The organism is Intestinirhabdus alba (genome assembly GCF_009711095.1).
Classification (GTDB): domain Bacteria; phylum Pseudomonadota; class Gammaproteobacteria; order Enterobacterales; family Enterobacteriaceae; genus Intestinirhabdus; species Intestinirhabdus alba.
Window position 1 is genome coordinate 1 of the sequence record NZ_WMJZ01000054.1, and the last position, 15,209, is coordinate 15,209.

Annotated in this window: 16 protein-coding genes and 2 pseudogenes; 7 read left to right on the top strand and 11 right to left on the bottom strand. The window is 53.5% G+C overall.

What is annotated here, in order from left to right; all coding sequences use genetic code 11:
* Window positions 1-148: spermidine/putrescine ABC transporter substrate-binding protein (locus tag GJV78_RS21270; RefSeq protein ID WP_049047875.1), on the bottom strand; the 148-nt coding region annotated here is incomplete at its 3' end.
* A gap of 256 nt (window positions 149-404) precedes the next feature.
* Entirely contained in the window at window positions 405-731 is a 327-nt protein-coding gene (locus tag GJV78_RS21275) for a low molecular weight protein tyrosine phosphatase family protein (RefSeq protein ID WP_155110116.1), read from the bottom strand.
* A gap of 307 nt (window positions 732-1,038) precedes the next feature.
* On the opposite strand from GJV78_RS21275, the pseudogene GJV78_RS21280 reads away from it, so the two are divergent.
* From GJV78_RS21280 to GJV78_RS21290, 3 genes and pseudogenes are all read left to right on the top strand, one after another.
* Window positions 1,039-1,772, top strand: a pseudogene (locus tag GJV78_RS21280) (ParA family protein); the annotation flags it as partial.
* Between the two features lie 150 nt (window positions 1,773-1,922).
* Window positions 1,923-2,846: a hypothetical protein gene (locus GJV78_RS21285; RefSeq protein WP_155110117.1), complete on the top strand. Its 924-nt coding sequence runs from the start codon at window positions 1,923-1,925 to the stop codon at window positions 2,844-2,846.
* Window positions 2,847-2,858: 12 nt separating this feature from the next.
* A complete protein-coding gene (locus GJV78_RS21290) occupies window positions 2,859-4,226 on the top strand; it encodes a hypothetical protein (protein ID WP_155110118.1) in 1,368 nt (455 codons plus the stop codon).
* A 188-nt stretch (window positions 4,227-4,414) separates the two neighbouring features.
* Here GJV78_RS21290 and GJV78_RS21295 read toward each other — a convergent pair.
* Window positions 4,415-4,660 (bottom strand): annotated as a pseudogene (locus GJV78_RS21295) (Tn3 family transposase); the annotation flags it as partial.
* A 20-nt stretch (window positions 4,661-4,680) separates the two neighbouring features.
* Here GJV78_RS21295 and GJV78_RS21300 point away from each other — a divergent pair.
* Together GJV78_RS21300 and GJV78_RS23810 are read left to right on the top strand one after the other, a co-directional pair.
* The gene (locus GJV78_RS21300) at window positions 4,681-5,670 is read left to right on the top strand and encodes a hypothetical protein (protein WP_230979205.1); all 990 of its coding nucleotides are present in this window, start codon (window positions 4,681-4,683) and stop codon (window positions 5,668-5,670) included.
* Window positions 5,667-5,900 (top strand): hypothetical protein, encoded by a 234-nt coding sequence (locus GJV78_RS23810; RefSeq protein WP_230979206.1) that lies wholly within the window; start codon window positions 5,667-5,669, stop codon window positions 5,898-5,900. Before GJV78_RS21300 ends, GJV78_RS23810 begins: the two co-directional genes overlap by 4 nt.
* A 108-nt stretch (window positions 5,901-6,008) precedes the next feature.
* On the opposite strand, the gene yjdN is transcribed toward GJV78_RS23810, so the two are convergent.
* The 3 genes from yjdN to kdgT all read right to left on the bottom strand — a co-directional run bounded on the left by yjdN (window position 6,009) and on the right by kdgT (window position 8,129).
* A complete protein-coding gene (yjdN, locus tag GJV78_RS21305; protein WP_155110119.1) occupies window positions 6,009-6,440 on the bottom strand; it encodes a VOC family metalloprotein YjdN in 432 nt (143 codons plus the stop codon).
* Between the two features lie 164 nt (window positions 6,441-6,604).
* On the bottom strand, window positions 6,605-6,940 hold the full coding sequence (locus GJV78_RS21310) for a zinc ribbon domain-containing protein YjdM (RefSeq protein WP_155110120.1): 336 nt from the start codon (window positions 6,938-6,940) through the stop codon (window positions 6,605-6,607).
* Between the two features lie 202 nt (window positions 6,941-7,142).
* Complete coding sequence (gene kdgT, locus GJV78_RS21315) at window positions 7,143-8,129, bottom strand: 2-keto-3-deoxygluconate transporter (RefSeq protein ID WP_155110121.1); 987 nt, start codon at window positions 8,127-8,129, stop codon at window positions 7,143-7,145.
* Between the two features lie 1,000 nt (window positions 8,130-9,129).
* On the opposite strand from kdgT, the gene proP reads away from it, so the two are divergent.
* Window positions 9,130-10,632, top strand: coding sequence for a glycine betaine/L-proline transporter ProP (gene proP / locus GJV78_RS21320; RefSeq protein ID WP_155110122.1), 1,503 nt, complete (start codon window positions 9,130-9,132; stop codon window positions 10,630-10,632).
* 66 nt (window positions 10,633-10,698) lie between these two features.
* Window positions 10,699-10,788, top strand: a complete 90-nt coding sequence (gene pmrR, locus GJV78_RS21325) for an LpxT activity modulator PmrR (protein ID WP_155110123.1) — start codon at window positions 10,699-10,701, stop codon at window positions 10,786-10,788.
* Window positions 10,789-10,832: 44 nt separating this feature from the next.
* Here pmrR and pmrB read toward each other — a convergent pair whose 3' ends face one another.
* The 5 genes from pmrB to GJV78_RS21350 form a co-directional block, all read right to left on the bottom strand.
* Window positions 10,833-11,912 carry a two-component system sensor histidine kinase PmrB gene (gene pmrB, locus GJV78_RS21330; RefSeq protein WP_155110124.1) on the bottom strand — a complete coding sequence of 360 codons (1,080 nt, stop codon included), beginning with the start codon at window positions 11,910-11,912 and terminating at the stop codon, window positions 10,833-10,835.
* Window positions 11,913-12,581 carry a two-component system response regulator PmrA gene (gene pmrA / locus GJV78_RS21335; RefSeq protein WP_155110125.1) on the bottom strand — a complete coding sequence of 223 codons (669 nt, stop codon included), beginning with the start codon at window positions 12,579-12,581 and terminating at the stop codon, window positions 11,913-11,915.
* On the bottom strand, window positions 12,578-14,221 hold the full coding sequence (eptA, locus tag GJV78_RS21340) for a phosphoethanolamine transferase EptA (protein WP_155110126.1): 1,644 nt from the start codon (window positions 14,219-14,221) through the stop codon (window positions 12,578-12,580). Before eptA ends, pmrA begins: the two co-directional genes overlap by 4 nt.
* Before the next feature lie 121 nt (window positions 14,222-14,342).
* Complete coding sequence (locus tag GJV78_RS21345; RefSeq protein WP_155110127.1) at window positions 14,343-14,975, bottom strand: DUF2238 domain-containing protein; 633 nt, start codon at window positions 14,973-14,975, stop codon at window positions 14,343-14,345.
* Between the two features lie 103 nt (window positions 14,976-15,078).
* Window positions 15,079-15,209: fumarate hydratase C-terminal domain-containing protein (locus GJV78_RS21350; protein ID WP_155110128.1), on the bottom strand; the 131-nt coding region annotated here is incomplete at its 5' end.

Consider the following 15,209-nt stretch of genomic DNA (forward strand, 5'->3'; position numbering starts at 1 on the left):
CCCAGCCGTAGTAGCCCTTCAGGCACAGGGTTCCCTGGTTGGTTTTCCCCTGCGCCGCCTCTGCCCGGACGATTTTGCCGTTATCGACCACCAGGTTTATCTTGCAACCTGAGGCGCAATACGGGCAAACCGTGACGACTTTTTTCATCGGTCTTGCTCCAGTTAATCAAATCGCGCATACGCGCTGTCGCACTGAGTATGCATCTTTTATGCCACATTTTAATTAGGGGCTTTGCCCTGATATTACGGCGCTTTTTTGGACAAAACCCTGACGAAAAACAGGCTGTCGTCAATTTTGACGTGACGAAGGGTGTGAAGCGGCAAGTCAGGGGAGAGATTCCGCATCGGTGGCGCGACGAAGCGCAGGGTGGCCGGACGCGCCGTCGCAAGACCGTTGCGCAATCTCACCCGATTCCCAGCGCTGACGGCACCAGCTCCTCCAGCAGCGCGATTAGCGCGGGATCGCCGTAACGGTAGTTGTCGGAGATATGGAGCACGTGCAGTGGCTTGTTTTCAATAATACGGCGATACCCGGCCATTAGCCGGTCCTTATGTTTCTGCTCCATCACGCAGATAACGTCGGCCCAGTGCAGCAGATCCGGCGTCACCTTTTTCTTCGCATTCCGGCTGGTGCCTGCGGAACGCACCGCGAGGGACGAATAACGGCGGAACAGCTGTTCCGCCGTAGGGCTTCGCCATTGATTACGACTGCATATGAAAAGGACATTCATCGGTTAACTGATACTCTTCCATGCCGCGTCTCGCCAGCTGCGGGTTGCTAAGACGAGGATATTCAATTCCTTCGCAGGTGTTAATCGGATGTATAACCGTCATACTTCAGATTGCATGTGCGTTGGCTTCGGGTTACTCGTCTCATCCAATGAGACTCGCCCTGACGGGCCGCCGCTGCGCGGCGTTCAAATCTGCTCCGGGCAGATTTGTCGCTCACCCCAGTCACTTACTCCAGTAAGCTTCCGGGGATTAATGAGAGACATCCTNAAAGAGTGTTTGTACGTTACATGAGCGAACGTAAAAATTATGGAAATTTTACCCGTTATTTCCCCAAAAGGCGGTGAAGGTAAATCGACTTTCGCTGCCTACCTCGCTGGTTTTCTTGCCGATGCTGGTGTGAAGTTACTTCTTATTGATGCAGACTGGACTCAGCCGACGGCCAGCAGCATTTTCGCTCTTAATAAAGAAGCGCCGTTTGGATTGTATGAGCTTCTCATGCAGACGCTCCCCGACCCAATTCAGGCTATTTCTCAGACCTCAATAGATAATCTGGACCTTATTTACTCAAACGATCCAGACGAACTTCTGCCGACAGCTATGCTGCACGCGGCAGACGGTCATATCCGTTTAAGGAATATTCTTCAGCATCCAGCGTTTAACCGCTACGGGGCAATTATTCTCGACTCCAAAGGTGCCACCGGGGTGATGACTGAGCTTTCCATACTTGCGTCAACCGGCCGTGTCATGGGAGTTGTGAAACCCATACTTCCCGATGTTCGCGAGTTTATTCGCGGTTCCCTGCATATGCTTTCCGCCTCAAAACCTACGAAAATTACGGTATACACCTGCCCGACATCTCTATTCTTGTGAACTGTTTCGAAAATACGCTTCTTGACCGGGAGGCGATGGACAGTCTCTCAAAAATTATCAGCGAGAAGCTGTATGGCAGTAGTGTATTGGGAGAGCGAAATATGTTCAGTCTGCTCGATACCTGTATCGGGCAACTGGATATCTTCAAGCTGGGCCATGTTCGGGGGCAGGGACAAACAACCGACATTACTAACTGAAGGTTGTATCTAATCTTGGGGGCAGGTCACATCCTTTTTTTAAAACCCGGCTAAACTGATATTACTGTATATGTAAAATTGCAGACGTGTTATTTAAATCTAAAACTCTTTGAGGATATACAAATGGATAATAATGATATTTATTTCAACTATATAAAGTGGTCAAAGATAAACAAGGGACTTACATGGGATCAACTTGGAGCGGCAGTTGGTTATAGTGCCCTGGATACGGTAATGATGTGTATGAGCCGTAAGGAAATGTCTCAGGATATATATAATAAACTAACTGCTGTGCTAAATATTAGTAATGATCTCACTGAAATTCATTTTCTTAAAACAGTCAAAAAGCGCAACCTCGAAAATTTACGGCTAAGAAGTGATTTTACCATGCATTTGATACAGTATTTTATGTTGTATGACATTGCTATATCAGATTTGTTAGTAGAGATTTTTGGTGCCGTGAATGGAAATTTTTTAAGTGGGTATGTTCAAAACACCCTAACATTTGAAAATAACACTCCTCGCGTCACTTTAAACTGTCGTGTTATGGCGGAAAATAACTTCACACCGACGTACGAGGAAAAATCCTTCTCCGATTTCACTAAAGCTGTATTAGAGGCAAAGGTTAATAAAAATATTTCTTATGATGAAATAGCCACCTACTTAGGAATTGGCAACCCAATTGAAGCGGCGATGATAGTTTTTCAGAGGAAATTTATTACCCAGGACACGTTTAGAAACTTGAACACTCTTCTCGGATCTGCCCTCGATGATATAAAATACCCTGGGACTAATGTACTGTCGAATCCAGCTTATAGTGCTCAGGTATTATCAGGAAAAATGAACCCCCATCCTTTATTATTCTCCATGTATAAAGCACTCTGTATGTATAGCGAGGCATTTATGGAGTTAATGTATGATAATGGAATAGATATCAACTTTAGTGAACTATTTAATTTAACGATCGACAAAAAAATCGATGAGCATGGTAATTCTTTAATCGTTCTATCATTTGATATAATTACAAATCAAATAATGATGAGTTAAGGAGAGTTAAAAATGAAGTTCTTAAAAAAAAGTATCGAAAATTTCGGTATATTTCCAGACACTGGTCAAGATTGCACCAGGAAACTCAATGATTGTTTAGAGATTATTTCAGTACCTGGCAATGAGAATATTGAGTTAACAGTGCCCCCTGGAAGATATCGTTTTGATGGTGATATAGTTATCCCCAGCCATACTTTTCTGACAGCTGATTTAAGCCGTTGTGTACGTGAAAATAAACCGGTTGTTTTTTATTCTAATAATGCTAAGGCTGTTTCAATCGGTGAAATATCGCAGAATATTTCAGTTGATTTTGTCAGAATACGTTTTATCGTATTTGATAATATAGTGGTTAGATTTTCAGGGGCAAAAAAAAAGAACATCAGAATAAGAAGTAATGCGTTTATAAAAAGCAAAACACCAACTGTATCTAATCCTAATGAACAGAGAGAGCTGAATTCTCAGATTGAAGTTTGGCATTCATCCTATGAAATAACAGGGAATATTTTTATGAGGGGGAGGGAATACCCCGGAAAAGCAATTAATACTTACAAATGTCATGAGACAAAAATTATCGGTAATTTTCTGGGTTCCCTCAGTAATGCTGAAAAAGCCTCTGCATATCTTTCGCTTGAGACACAAAAAATGCTCAACTTGCTGAAGAAAAATAAAGAAAGCTTAGGTATAAGTGATGATGAAGGATACTTTGTATCTGCCTGGTATGCTACTGACATGCTAATTAATTCAGTGTTTTCAATGAATTTCTTCTGCGGAAACACTTTGCAGTATTTATATAATCCGGAGACACAAAAAGATGATATAGAAAGAGATCATATTATTTATATAAAACAATATAACAATGTCGACATATATCAGAACTATTTTTCAGGTTGGCCGTCGGATGCGCACGGGCAGGTAAAAATAAGAAATGCTCAGAATTTGATTTTTTCTGCTAATTATCTTGATGGCACATCATTTAACGGAAGAGCTTATGATAATAGTACAAGCTTATTTTTAAAAAACACCTATGTTTTGAATAATTTCATCAGTGAGGGGGTGATTAATTATTACGAGGACGTTAAGGACCCCAATAAATCTATCAAAGTTATTGATTTTATCGTGTTTGGTAATGTATTTTCTGCAAGTGATAAAGAAATTCCAAGAATAAGCGCCAGTTCAAAACCTGTTAGGGATATCGTTAGTGACAACCTCTTTTCTGTTTTCTCAAGCAACAAATACGTTGATGGAAAGGATGTAAAGCAACAAAAATTCAATAATATAGATCAAATTACTCTTGAAAATAAAATTCCGGATGAGAAGAAAAAATATCTGAATATGAAGTGGATAAAACCAACTAATGATGACAGCTCCTCTTTGAACTGACCATCAAAGTTTAATAATCTGTATTAGGCGGAGCCCCTTAATCACGTAATCGTTGATAAAGTGCTGGATGCAGCCTAAATAGCTGCGTCTAATACCTCTATACTTTTGCCAGGCCATGCTTTCTTCCCGGGAATGGAGTGGCGGTTTTCATAAAATGGGGTTCTACGCCGGAACCACCGAAATTTCCGTTACCTTAGTTTCAGCCCGGCAACCAGTGCATCCAGGTCAATAGTTTCATTGCTGCTCTGGAAAGTATAATGCCCGTTCAGCAAGATATGTTGCCAGGCCACCGGCGATATCCGGGTTAAAGCCTCAATGTCCTTGTTACCTTCTGCTTCCAGCCGTTCCTGTAATCGCGACAGGATCGCTGAGTTGTAATAAACGATCGCGTTGCAGATCAACCGCCCGCACTGATTACGGCTTTCAGTGCCTCTCCGACGAGCAGTTTTGCGCCATGCTCCATAAGGGTGAAAACCAGCAGGCGCTGGATTACATCAGAGGACAGATTCAGAAGGTACGCGACGCCGGGGAAAACGATGTCACCAGCCTGGAGGAAAATGAAGCGGAAGCCCTGATTGTTCTGGGTCGCTATGATGAGGCGTTGTCGGTGCTGGCGAACCTCTGCGAGGAGGAAGAGTTACAGGGCTGCTGCGAGCAGACGCGCCAGACGCGGCTGATGATCAGGGCAGAGGCTTTTGCCTGTATGGGAAAGATAAAAGAGGCCAGCGACAGCCTGATTCACTGGAGCCAGCTGCAGTTACGCGGCGTTGTGCGCTGGGTGAGAATTATTGAAAAATTCTGCCACTACGATTTGACGTATAACACGTGGCAGACGGGTGGCTCGCTGCAGCAGATTCTGGAGCGGCATATGGCCGCGCAGGCCTGGCGGGCGGCCATAGATACGGCGCTTATTCATATTCGACTGGCGATAGCGCGCGGCGCGACCTGGACCGCCCGCCGGGCGCTCGCCCAGGCGAAAACCTGCCTGCCGCATCTGCGTAAACCCTGCGGGGCCGACGTGGCGCTGGCCGAACTTGAGCGGGAGCTTGCCGGGAAGGCGCAGGAGGCACCGCTGCCGGTCCCGGCAGAGGCGCTGTACGGCTGGCTTGAAGAGCGGGCCAGGCTGCGCTTTAAGGAAGACCATGACGATGTTTACTACCTGGCGCAGCGTACCGGGCCGGCGACGGCCAGTGTGATTCAGCCGGGATGGCATAAGCATCCCCAGCATCTGAACGATACGGTGGTGTTCGACGTGGCGCTGCTGAATACGCCGCCCGAGGATGAGGCCGGGCGCGAATACTTTATTGGGCTGTACGACAGCGTCGAAATCCTGGCGGAGGGCGGCTACGCCCCGTCATGGTTTATTGATGGCGTGCATCCCGGCGAAGCGCTGTTCAACCAGTTTGCCGATAGCGTGCGCGAACGGGGGGAAAGGTCTGGGTGAACAGCGGGGAGGACTATCAGGTCTTCGACCGCGAACAGGACGATAAACCGCTGCCGGGCGTCTATTTTAACCTCGCCACCCCGCTGTCGATGTTGCCTCAGGAAGTGGACGCCATGCTCTCCAGGCTGACGGGCGACTGGCCGCATCCGGTTCACAGGCTCGGCGTTGCGGTTAAGGCTGGCCTGGATGAGCAGCGGCATCGGCAGATTATTGCGCGCTATGGCCTGTAGTGGCTGAACAGAGGGCACGCCTGGCGTTCCGTCAGGGCGTGCGCCGCTTTAGTGAACGGCGGCCTTTGTGTCGGCAGGCCGTTTTCTCCGTCCGCCGACGCGGCGGCTTCAGCGCGAACCTTCGGTCGGCCGGGTCGCGCTGACCAGCCACGGTACGCCGTAGCGGTCGATGACTTTGCCGTAGCCGTACGCCCAGAAGCTCTCCTGCCACGCCATCTCAATTGTTCCCTGGGCGGCAAGGTTGTCAAACCAGCGTTTTCCTTCGCTGGCGTCCTGAGCGTCGAGGATCAGCGTGAAGCCGGAGTAGCGGGCGCTGCCCGAGGGCAGGGCGTCGCTCATCATAATTTCGCTGCCCGCGATGCGCAGGCTGGCATGGGCCACGGCGTCGTCGGGAAACGGTGCCGCAGACGCCTCCTCACCGCTCCCCTGCACCTCACCAAAGCTGATTTTGTAGAGCAGCGCGGCATCCAGATTTTGCTGATAATAGGCGATGGCATCAGCACAGTTGCCGGCGAAAGAGAGATAGGGATTTAACGGCATGTTCTTAACCTCAGAATAAGAGAAGCCCGTTAAGTGTAGACAGGAATTGATGAGAGAAGCATTAGGCGCTTAATCGCCGGCGATCGTCGACGCCACGCCCGATTAAAAGACGCCGTTCATGGCACCCGTCGGCAGAAAGCGGCCGCGGGTGCCGGTCGCGAAAATTAGCTCTTTTTCACAAACTCCGATTTCAGCTTCATCGGGCCAAAACCGTCGATTTTGCAGTCAATGTTGTGATCGCCTTCGACGAGGCGAATATTTTTCACCTTAGTGCCGATCTTCAGCATTGAAGAGCTGCCCTTTACCTTCAGATCCTTAATGACGGTGACGCTGTCGCCGTCCGCCAGCAGGTTGCCGTTGGCATCCTTTACAATCAGCTCATCGCTCTCCTGCGCCGGCTCGGCGTCGTTCCATTCGTGAGCGCATTCCGGGCAGATATACATGCCGTTATCTTCATAAGTGTATTCGGAATTGCATTGCGGGCAGTGGGGGAGTGACATGTTATTTTCCTCAGAAAGTCAGCGGGGCAAAAGCGCCCAAACGGCGGCAGAGTGCCGAAAAAGGCGGCAATTATACACAAAAACCCTGGCGTTGTCGGGGCTACGGCGCGGGGTGTGAAAAGTGGGGCAGGTGAGGAAGAGGGAAAAATATGCCGCTGCCCCTTTGGTGAACAGAGGAGCAGCGGCGTTTTACATCAGTCGATTATGCCGTCGGCTGCCGATCCGCGCAGACCTGCTCCGCCGGTCTGCTGAAGCGGCGGGCGTAAAGGGCGGTGATAATCGGCACCAGAATCGCCGTGACGATTACGCTGGCGGCGACCAGCGCCGTTGCCGAAGCGGCCACCGGTTCAAAGGCCGGGTTGATCTGGGCAATAATCACCGGGTTGGCGACCGCCGCCCCCGCCGCAGAGGAGGCGGCGACGCCCGCGGTGCCGTTACCGCCGCCGATCAGGCGGTCAGCGAGGATCAGAGGAATACCGGTAATAATGATAACCGCTACGCCCAGCACGATACCCAGCAGGCCGGTGTCGACGATAACGCTCAGGTTGATAGTGTTACCCAGCGCGAAGCCGAAGAACGGGATCAGTACCGGCGTCGCTTTGCTGAAGAAGGCGCGCAGGTCGTGGTCAAGGTTGCCCAGCGTAAAGCCGATCAGGAACGGCAGCACCGCGCCGATAAAGTGATGCGGCTCAAAGGAGGCCAGGCCAGCGGAGCCGAGGATCACCATGGTCATCAGCGGGCCGGATTCCAGCGACATCAGAACGAACGCCCCGGACTCCTCTTTGGTGCCATACTGGTTCATCAGGCTGGCGTACAGGCCGCCGTTGGTCATATCCATTGCCGAGACAATTGCCAGTACCGACAGGCCGGCAAAGAATCCGGTCTGAATACCGGTATCCGGAATAAACGATGCGGCAATCATTGCCACTACCCACGCTACCGCGATCTTGGTAATCACCAGCGTGCCGGATTTACGCAATACGGTGCCGGTGGCGCGCAGGTCGATAGAGGCACCAATGCAGAAGAACCAGACGGCAAGAATAGGAACGGTGCCGCTAATCATTCCTTTGGTAAAGGAGCCGAAATAGGCACCGGTATCGGGGGCGAAGGTATTTAAAATTGCCCCAAGCAGTAAAGGAATTAACATCATCCCGCCGGGGATGCGTTCAATAGTGGCTTTAATTTTCATATACATCCTCACGTCTTACCGGGGCGGATGACACGGTAAGACAGTAAATGGTGTTTAGTTTCATGGCATTAGGTAAAAGAGAAGAAAATGCTCTTGCTCTTACTCTGCTACACGTTAATTTCGCCGCTGTGCGAGCTGTTATGATTGCCAGAGGTGCCGCATTGGTTATTATCTTGCATTTATTGGAATTGTGATTCAATCAAAATAAAACGATGTTTTAGTTAAGCTTGTCACATATTCAAACTAAACATGGGGAAGGCCGCCTGGATCTGTACGGTTGGTGACGTAAATGTGGAAAACGATAGTATTCTTGCTCGTAAAATAATAACGAGAGTGATTTTAAATAAAGCTAAATTTGCCTGTTTAAAGCGAAAAAAAAGTGTTCAGGCAGCAGGCGTCATGAACAAAAAATAGATTAAGTAAAGTCTTATTTACTTTTATTGATGAAACCCGGGTATATATGTGAAGTTGATCACGCATATAAACACTGGTAGGGTAATAGAGGTCATTAACCGCCCAACCCAGGCGTCAACAGGTTCGGTTGTACAGACCTTAACCGGTCAGTGTAAGTAAACCTGCTACGCTTGTTAAAGGGATGTATACCCGTCATACTTCGAGCGCTAAGTGCATTGACTTTAAGCCCTGGAGACCGCACCCTGAAGGGCCGCCGGCAGCGGCGTTCAAATCGGCTTAGCCGACTTGCCCTCGCTTAACCAGTCACTGGCTGGCGTCAGCGGCCAGGGATTATTGAGAGGCATCCCTGTCTCTCACCAGAGGCAGCCTGCGGCTGTGCAAATTCGTTCCTGACGAATTTGTCACTGCATCGCCGCCTGTTTCGGCCTTGAGGCTGGCTTAGCGGCTTTTCAAAACGCCCGGCGTTTTGTCCTGTATCTCGAATTATTTTGGCTGTACATTCCCGTCGCTCGTTGGCGATGTTCGTGCGCTTTGCGCCAATCCGTTCTGGCCGCAGCGAGACAGGGCTTAGTCTAAGAGGACAGCTATGCTGAAAAGGAAAAAAGTAAAACCGATAACGCTTCGCGACGTCACCATCATTGATGACGGCAAGCTGCGAAAAGCAATTACCGCCGCCTCGCTGGGCAACGCGATGGAGTGGTTTGATTTTGGGGTATATGGTTTTGTTGCCTATGCGTTAGGTAAGGTCTTTTTCCCGGGGGCCGACCCCAGCGTGCAGATGATTGCCGCGCTCGCCACCTTCTCCGTTCCCTTCCTGATTCGACCGCTTGGCGGCCTGTTCTTCGGTATGCTCGGCGATAAATATGGCCGTCAGAAGATCCTCGCCATCACTATCGTGATTATGTCGATAAGCACGTTCTGTATCGGGCTTATCCCGTCGTATGCTTCTATCGGCATCTGGGCACCGATTCTGCTGCTGCTGTGTAAGATAGCTCAGGGCTTCTCGGTGGGCGGTGAGTATACCGGCGCGTCGATTTTTGTCGCCGAATACTCTCCGGACCGCAAGCGCGGCTTTATGGGCAGCTGGCTGGACTTTGGCTCCATTGCCGGCTTCGTGCTGGGCGCGGGCGTGGTGGTACTGCTCTCTACCGTTGTCGGCGAGGCGAACTTCCTGGAGTGGGGCTGGCGTATCCCGTTCTTTATTGCTCTGCCGTTAGGTATTATCGGCCTCTACCTGCGCCACGCGCTGGAGGAGACCCCGGCGTTCCAGCAGCACGTCGATAAACTGGAGCAGGGCGATCGTGAAGGGCTGCAGGATGGTCCAAAGGTCTCTTTCAAAGAGATTGCGACGAAACACTGGCGCAGCCTGCTGACCTGTACCGGCCTGGTGATTGCCACCAACGTCACCTATTACATGCTGCTCACCTATATGCCGAGCTACCTGTCCCATAACCTGCACTATTCCGAAGATCACGGGGTGCTGATTATCATCGCCATCATGATCGGTATGCTGTTTGTGCAGCCGGTTATGGGGCTGCTGAGCGACCGCTTTGGCCGCCGTCCGTTCGTGATTATGGGCAGCCTGGCGCTGTTTGTGCTGGCTATTCCGGCCTTTATTCTGATTAACAGCAATATGATCGGCTTGATTTTCGCCGGTCTGCTGATGCTGGCGGTGATCCTCAACTGCTTTACCGGCGTGATGGCCTCCTCGCTGCCGGCGATGTTCCCGACCCATATCCGCTACAGCGCGCTGGCGGCGGCGTTTAATATCTCGGTGCTGATTGCCGGCCTGACGCCGACCCTTGCCGCCTGGCTGGTGGAAGCCTCGCGAGATCTGATGATGCCCGCCTACTATCTGATGGCGATCGCGGTGGTGGGGTTCATTACCGGGATGACCATGAAGGAGACGGCGAACCGTCCGCTGAAAGGGGCGACCCCGGCGGCGTCGGATATTCAGGAGGCAAAGGAGATCCTCGGCGAGCACTATGACAACATCGAGCATAAGATCGAAGATATCGATCGTGAAATTGCCGATCTGCAGGCAAAACGCTCAACCCTGGTGCAGCAGCATCCGCGCATTGATGAGTAACGCGCCTTAAGGTCTGCTTAATCTCGTTCAGGCACACTCTCCTCTCTGTCCGGGGAGGAGAGCGTAATGAAACGTCGTGTTTATGAGAGTCTGACAGCGCTGTTCAGCGTGCTGGTGGTCGGCAGCTTTTTGTATGTCTGGATCGCCACCTGGTAACCGGAATCCCGTCTTCGTCGCGGGCGAACCGACCGGATCGCGGCCTAAGCGTTTTTCAGCCGCACCCAGGCGCGGGTGCCGGACGCTTCCCGGCGGTTCTGCAGATAAAACTGGCCGTTGTGCAACTGAGTGATGCGGCTGACGATGCTCAGCCCCAGCCCGATGCCGCCGTAGCGGCTGTCCATCCGCACAAACGCCTTGCTTAGCTCCCCGCACCGGCTTTCATCGATCCCCGGTCCTTCGTCTTCCACGGCGAGCACCGCCCCCTCATCGTGATACAGGCTGATGGTGATGGTTGTCCCGCCGGGGCTGTAGCGGTGCGCGTTTTCCACCAGGTTACGCAGCAGCATACGCAGCAGCGTGGCGTCTCCCTGCACGGCGATATCGCTGGTGCCCACCGGCAGCCTCAGGCTCTGCCCGCGCGAGGCGAGCATGGCGCTCAGCTCGTCCCGGGCGGGCAGAATGACATCCTGCAACAGATTCACGTGCTGATAATTCCCCAGTGAAAATGTCTGACCTACGCGGGCGAGCAGCAGCAGCTGCGAGACGCTGTCCATCATCTGATCGAGGCGCAGCAGCAGGGGCGTTACGTTAATGGCGTGCGTCTTTGCCAGCAGCTCAAGATGCAGGCGCACGCCGGCCAGCGGCGTGCGCAGCTCGTGGGCGACGTCAGCGGTAAACAGGCGTTCGTTATCCAGGGTGTTGGTCAGCCGCGCCATCAGCTTATTAAGTGCTGAAACGACGGAGGCAATCTCGACGGTGGCGCTGCGGACGTCGACCGGCGTCAGGTTGTCCGCCGTGCGCGCCTCCAGCGCTTTTTGCAGATCGTTGAGAGGGCGGGTAATACGCCGTACCGCCTGGTAGCAGATAAGCAGGGTCAGGGCGACCATACATACCGCAGGCCCGATCAGGCTGGCAACCGCCTCGCGGATTTCGTGCATGATGTGGCGATCGTTATTGCGGTTGTCGCGCAGCGCCTGCTCAAACAGCTGGATCTGCTCGGTGCTTTCATGCCACAGCCAGAAGGTGCTGATCAGCTGGAAAACCAGCACGATGGCCCCGATGGACAGCATCAGGCGCTGGCGCAGCGTCATCGGTCTGCGCAGAAAACGTGTCAGTTTCAATTAGCCTTCCTCTGCCGCCGTCAGCATATAGCCAAAGCCCCGGACCGTGCGGATGCGCGATTTGCCGACCTTGTCGCGCAGGTTGTGAATATGCACTTCGAGGGTGTTGGTGGACGGCTCGTTGTCCCAGCTATAGATATCGTTATAGAGAATTTCCCGATGTACCGGGCTGTCCGCCTTCAGCATCAGCCGCGACAGCAGCGCGTACTCCTTCGGCGTCAGTATCAGCGCTTCGTCGTTCAGCCAGACCTGGCGGCGGCCGATATTCATCCGCAGATTGCCGACCGTCAGCTCGCTCTCGCCCTGGTTATTATGCCGCCGCAGCAGCGCGCGGATGCGGGCGTGTAGCTCCTCAAGGGCGAATGGTTTCACCAGATAATCGTCCGCGCCCACGTCGAGGCCGGAGATCTTATCGCTCAGGGTGTCGCGGGCGGTGAGGATCAGCACCGGCAGGGTATATTTTTTCTGCCGGATGCGGGCAAGAAAGCGCAGGCCGTCTTCGTCGGGCAGGCCGAGATCCAGCACCAGCAGGCTGTAGTGGCCGGCTTCAAGGCACTGCTCCGCGGCGCGGGCGGTGGCAACGCCGTCGCAGGCGTACCCTTCGGTTTGCGCCGCCAGGAGCAGCCCCTGTAACAGCAGCGTGTCGTCTTCCACAATTAAAATTTTCAATTAGCGCTTCTCCTGCAGGGCTGCAGGATATCATCTGCGGCCCGGTAGCTTTGCGTTTGCACGCCGGTTAATCCCAGTAGGGTCGGGAACAGGTTGTCCTGGGAATAGTCCAGGGTCTTTGCCCGCTGGCGCAGGCAGTCCTGGTCGATCCGGTAGCGTTGCTGATACGCCTCAGAGAGCCAGAGCAGCATCGGCACATGCTTTTGCGCTTCCGGCGCAAGGGCATACGGCAGCCCGTGCAGGTATACGCCGTTCTCCCCCAGCGATTCGCCGTGATCGGAAAGATACACCAGGCTGGTGGTGAAGCTATCCTGATGCGCTTTCAGCAGTTGGATCGCTTTATCAACAATATAGTCGACGTAGACTACGGTGTTATCGTAAGTGTTCACCAGCTGATCCTGCGAGCAGGTCTGGATTTCGTTAGTGTCGCAGGTCGGGGTAAAGACCCGAAAGCGCGGCGGGTAGCGGTTGTAGTAGGTGGGACCGTGGCTGCCGATGGTGTGCAGCACAATCGTCGCGTCCCCCTGCAGGCGATTGATGTACGCCTCCAGACCTTTAAACAGCACCTCGTCATAGCATTCGCCGTCAACGCACTCTCCCGGCAGGTTCAGCGCCGTCATATTCTGGTGCGGCACCCGGTCGCAGGCCCCTTTGCAGCCGCCGTCGTTATCATTCCACAGCACGCTGATGCCCGCGCGCTGAATAATATCCAGCAGCCCCTCCTGATGGCCTGCCAGCGCGTCATCGTAACCTCTGCGCGGCATCCCAGAAAACATCCAGGGCACCGATACGGCGGTCGCCGTGCCGCAGGAGGTGGTGTGGGGGAAGTAAATCACGTTGTCTTTCGCCAGCCGCGGATTGGTTTCGCGCGGGTAGCCGCCGAGGGAAAAGTTGTCCGCCCGGGAGGTTTCGCCGACGATCAGGATAGTCAGGTTTTTACGCCGCCCGGCAAGCCACTGCGGGCGGCGGTGGGCGTCTTCACCGAGGCGCGCCAGCGGCAGGCTGGCCTGACGCTGATGTTTATACCAGGACGCGCCGGCGGCAATGCTGTTCGACGGGCTGAGAGCCTTGATCAGCGCTTTATTATTGCGAAACAGCGAGGCGTAGTCCTTATAGAAAAGGAGGGCCACCAGCATAATCAGCGCCGCCGACGCCAGCACGCTGGCACCGCGGTATAGTACGCCGCGCAGCGGTGAGGCCGCGGGCTTCATTTTGAGCCAGCAGACGAACGCGGCCGCCAGCACGCCGCTCAGGCCGATGACCAGCGCCGTACGCGGCGTCATCAGGGCGAAGGTCTCCGCCGCGGTGGTGTCCATCACGTTGGCGATCATCGTACGGTCAAGAATAATGCCCCAGTTGAGGATGAAATACTGCGCGGCGGCCCCCGCCAGGATAAACAGGCAGGCCAGCGGCCGGTGAAGCCACAGAAATGAAGCCAGCGTCAGGACGATATTAATTACGCTGAAGGCGACGAGCGGCAGAGAGAAAAAGACCAGCGCGTTGTGCAGCGAGTCCAGCGGCAGAACCTGCAGCACCTGCCTGTAGAAGGCGATATTCAGGCAAACGGCAATATAAAATGAAGCCAGTAAAAGCCAACTGAGCTGGCCGACGGCGAGTCTGTTGCGAAGGCGCGTTAACATGGCGGCGTGTCCGGTAACGAAGTGACGCCAATGCTCCCAGAAGAAAATTAAGCCAACCTTAAGTTCTTAAGGTTGGCCAGGCCTGCCGCGGTCAGGCGTATCCCGACCGCGCGCCGCCGGGTCAGCGGGCGGGAAGCAGCCGGTAGCGCTGCAGCTGGCGATGGTGGCAGCGCGCCAGCAGGAGGGTGGCGGTCAGCGCGCCGAGCAGGGCGCAGAACATATCCGACTGGGTGTCCCACGGATCGCCCTGGGTGCCGAGGAAATCCTCCGCGCCCTGGCCCAGCGCCAGCGCCGCCCACCACTCGATCAGCTCATAGACGGCGCTGATCGCCAGGGCCACGCAGCAGACCAGAAATGTCAGCATTCTACGCCCGTGAACAAAGCGCCCGCGCAGCAGGATTTCGCGCGTTGCCAGAGCGGGCACCAGCCCCTGGAAAAAGTGGCCCAGCTTATCATAGGGGTTGCGGCTCAGATCCAGCCACGCCTGCACCTCAAAGCCTAAGGGGACTTTGGCGTAGGTATACATGCCGCCCACCATCAGGATAAGGGCGTGCAGGAAAATCAGCGTATAGAGCAGGGGCGTCAGCGGGTAGCGTCGGGCGGTGACGAGCAGCAGCGGCACCGCGATGGCCACCGGGACAACTTCCATCAGCCAGGTGGCTTTATCGGCGGCGTAAACGCCGGTATAAACCAGAAACAGGGCCAGCAGCAGCGCGCCGGCGTTGAGTATTAGCGGATTGAGCGTACGCATCATCTTGTTTTCACTGGGCGGAAAACCTCCACTATTTACCGGAATGGCGAAAATTTCAACGTCCGAAAGGCGTAAAAAGGCCCGGCGCGGCGGCCGGGCCGGGAGGTTACTTCGCGCAGTTAGCGCACTGCTGGCTGAGGATCTGCTGGAAGAAGTCGTTGCCCTTATCGTCCACCAGAATAAAGGCCGGGAAATCTTCCACCTCGATTTTCCAGATCGCCTCCATTCCCAGCTCCG

Coding starts and splice junctions, on each gene's coding strand:
- GJV78_RS21275 (WP_155110116.1), bottom strand. CDS start 731: ATGAATGTCCTTTTCATATGCAGTCGTAATCAATGGCGAAGCCCTACG.
- proP (WP_155110122.1), top strand. CDS start 9,130: ATGCTGAAAAGGAAAAAAGTAAAACCGATAACGCTTCGCGACGTCACC.
- eptA (WP_155110126.1), bottom strand. CDS start 14,221: ATGTTAACGCGCCTTCGCAACAGACTCGCCGTCGGCCAGCTCAGTTGG.
- GJV78_RS21345 (WP_155110127.1), bottom strand. CDS start 14,975: ATGATGCGTACGCTCAATCCGCTAATACTCAACGCCGGCGCGCTGCTG.
- GJV78_RS21310 (WP_155110120.1), bottom strand. CDS start 6,940: ATGTCACTCCCCCACTGCCCGCAATGCAATTCCGAATACACTTATGAA.
- pmrR (WP_155110123.1), top strand. CDS start 10,699: ATGAAACGTCGTGTTTATGAGAGTCTGACAGCGCTGTTCAGCGTGCTG.
- GJV78_RS21290 (WP_155110118.1), top strand. CDS start 2,859: ATGAAGTTCTTAAAAAAAAGTATCGAAAATTTCGGTATATTTCCAGAC.
- GJV78_RS21300 (WP_230979205.1), top strand. CDS start 4,681: ATGCTCCATAAGGGTGAAAACCAGCAGGCGCTGGATTACATCAGAGGA.
- kdgT (WP_155110121.1), bottom strand. CDS start 8,129: ATGAAAATTAAAGCCACTATTGAACGCATCCCCGGCGGGATGATGTTA.
- GJV78_RS21285 (WP_155110117.1), top strand. CDS start 1,923: ATGGATAATAATGATATTTATTTCAACTATATAAAGTGGTCAAAGATA.
- yjdN (WP_155110119.1), bottom strand. CDS start 6,440: ATGCCGTTAAATCCCTATCTCTCTTTCGCCGGCAACTGTGCTGATGCC.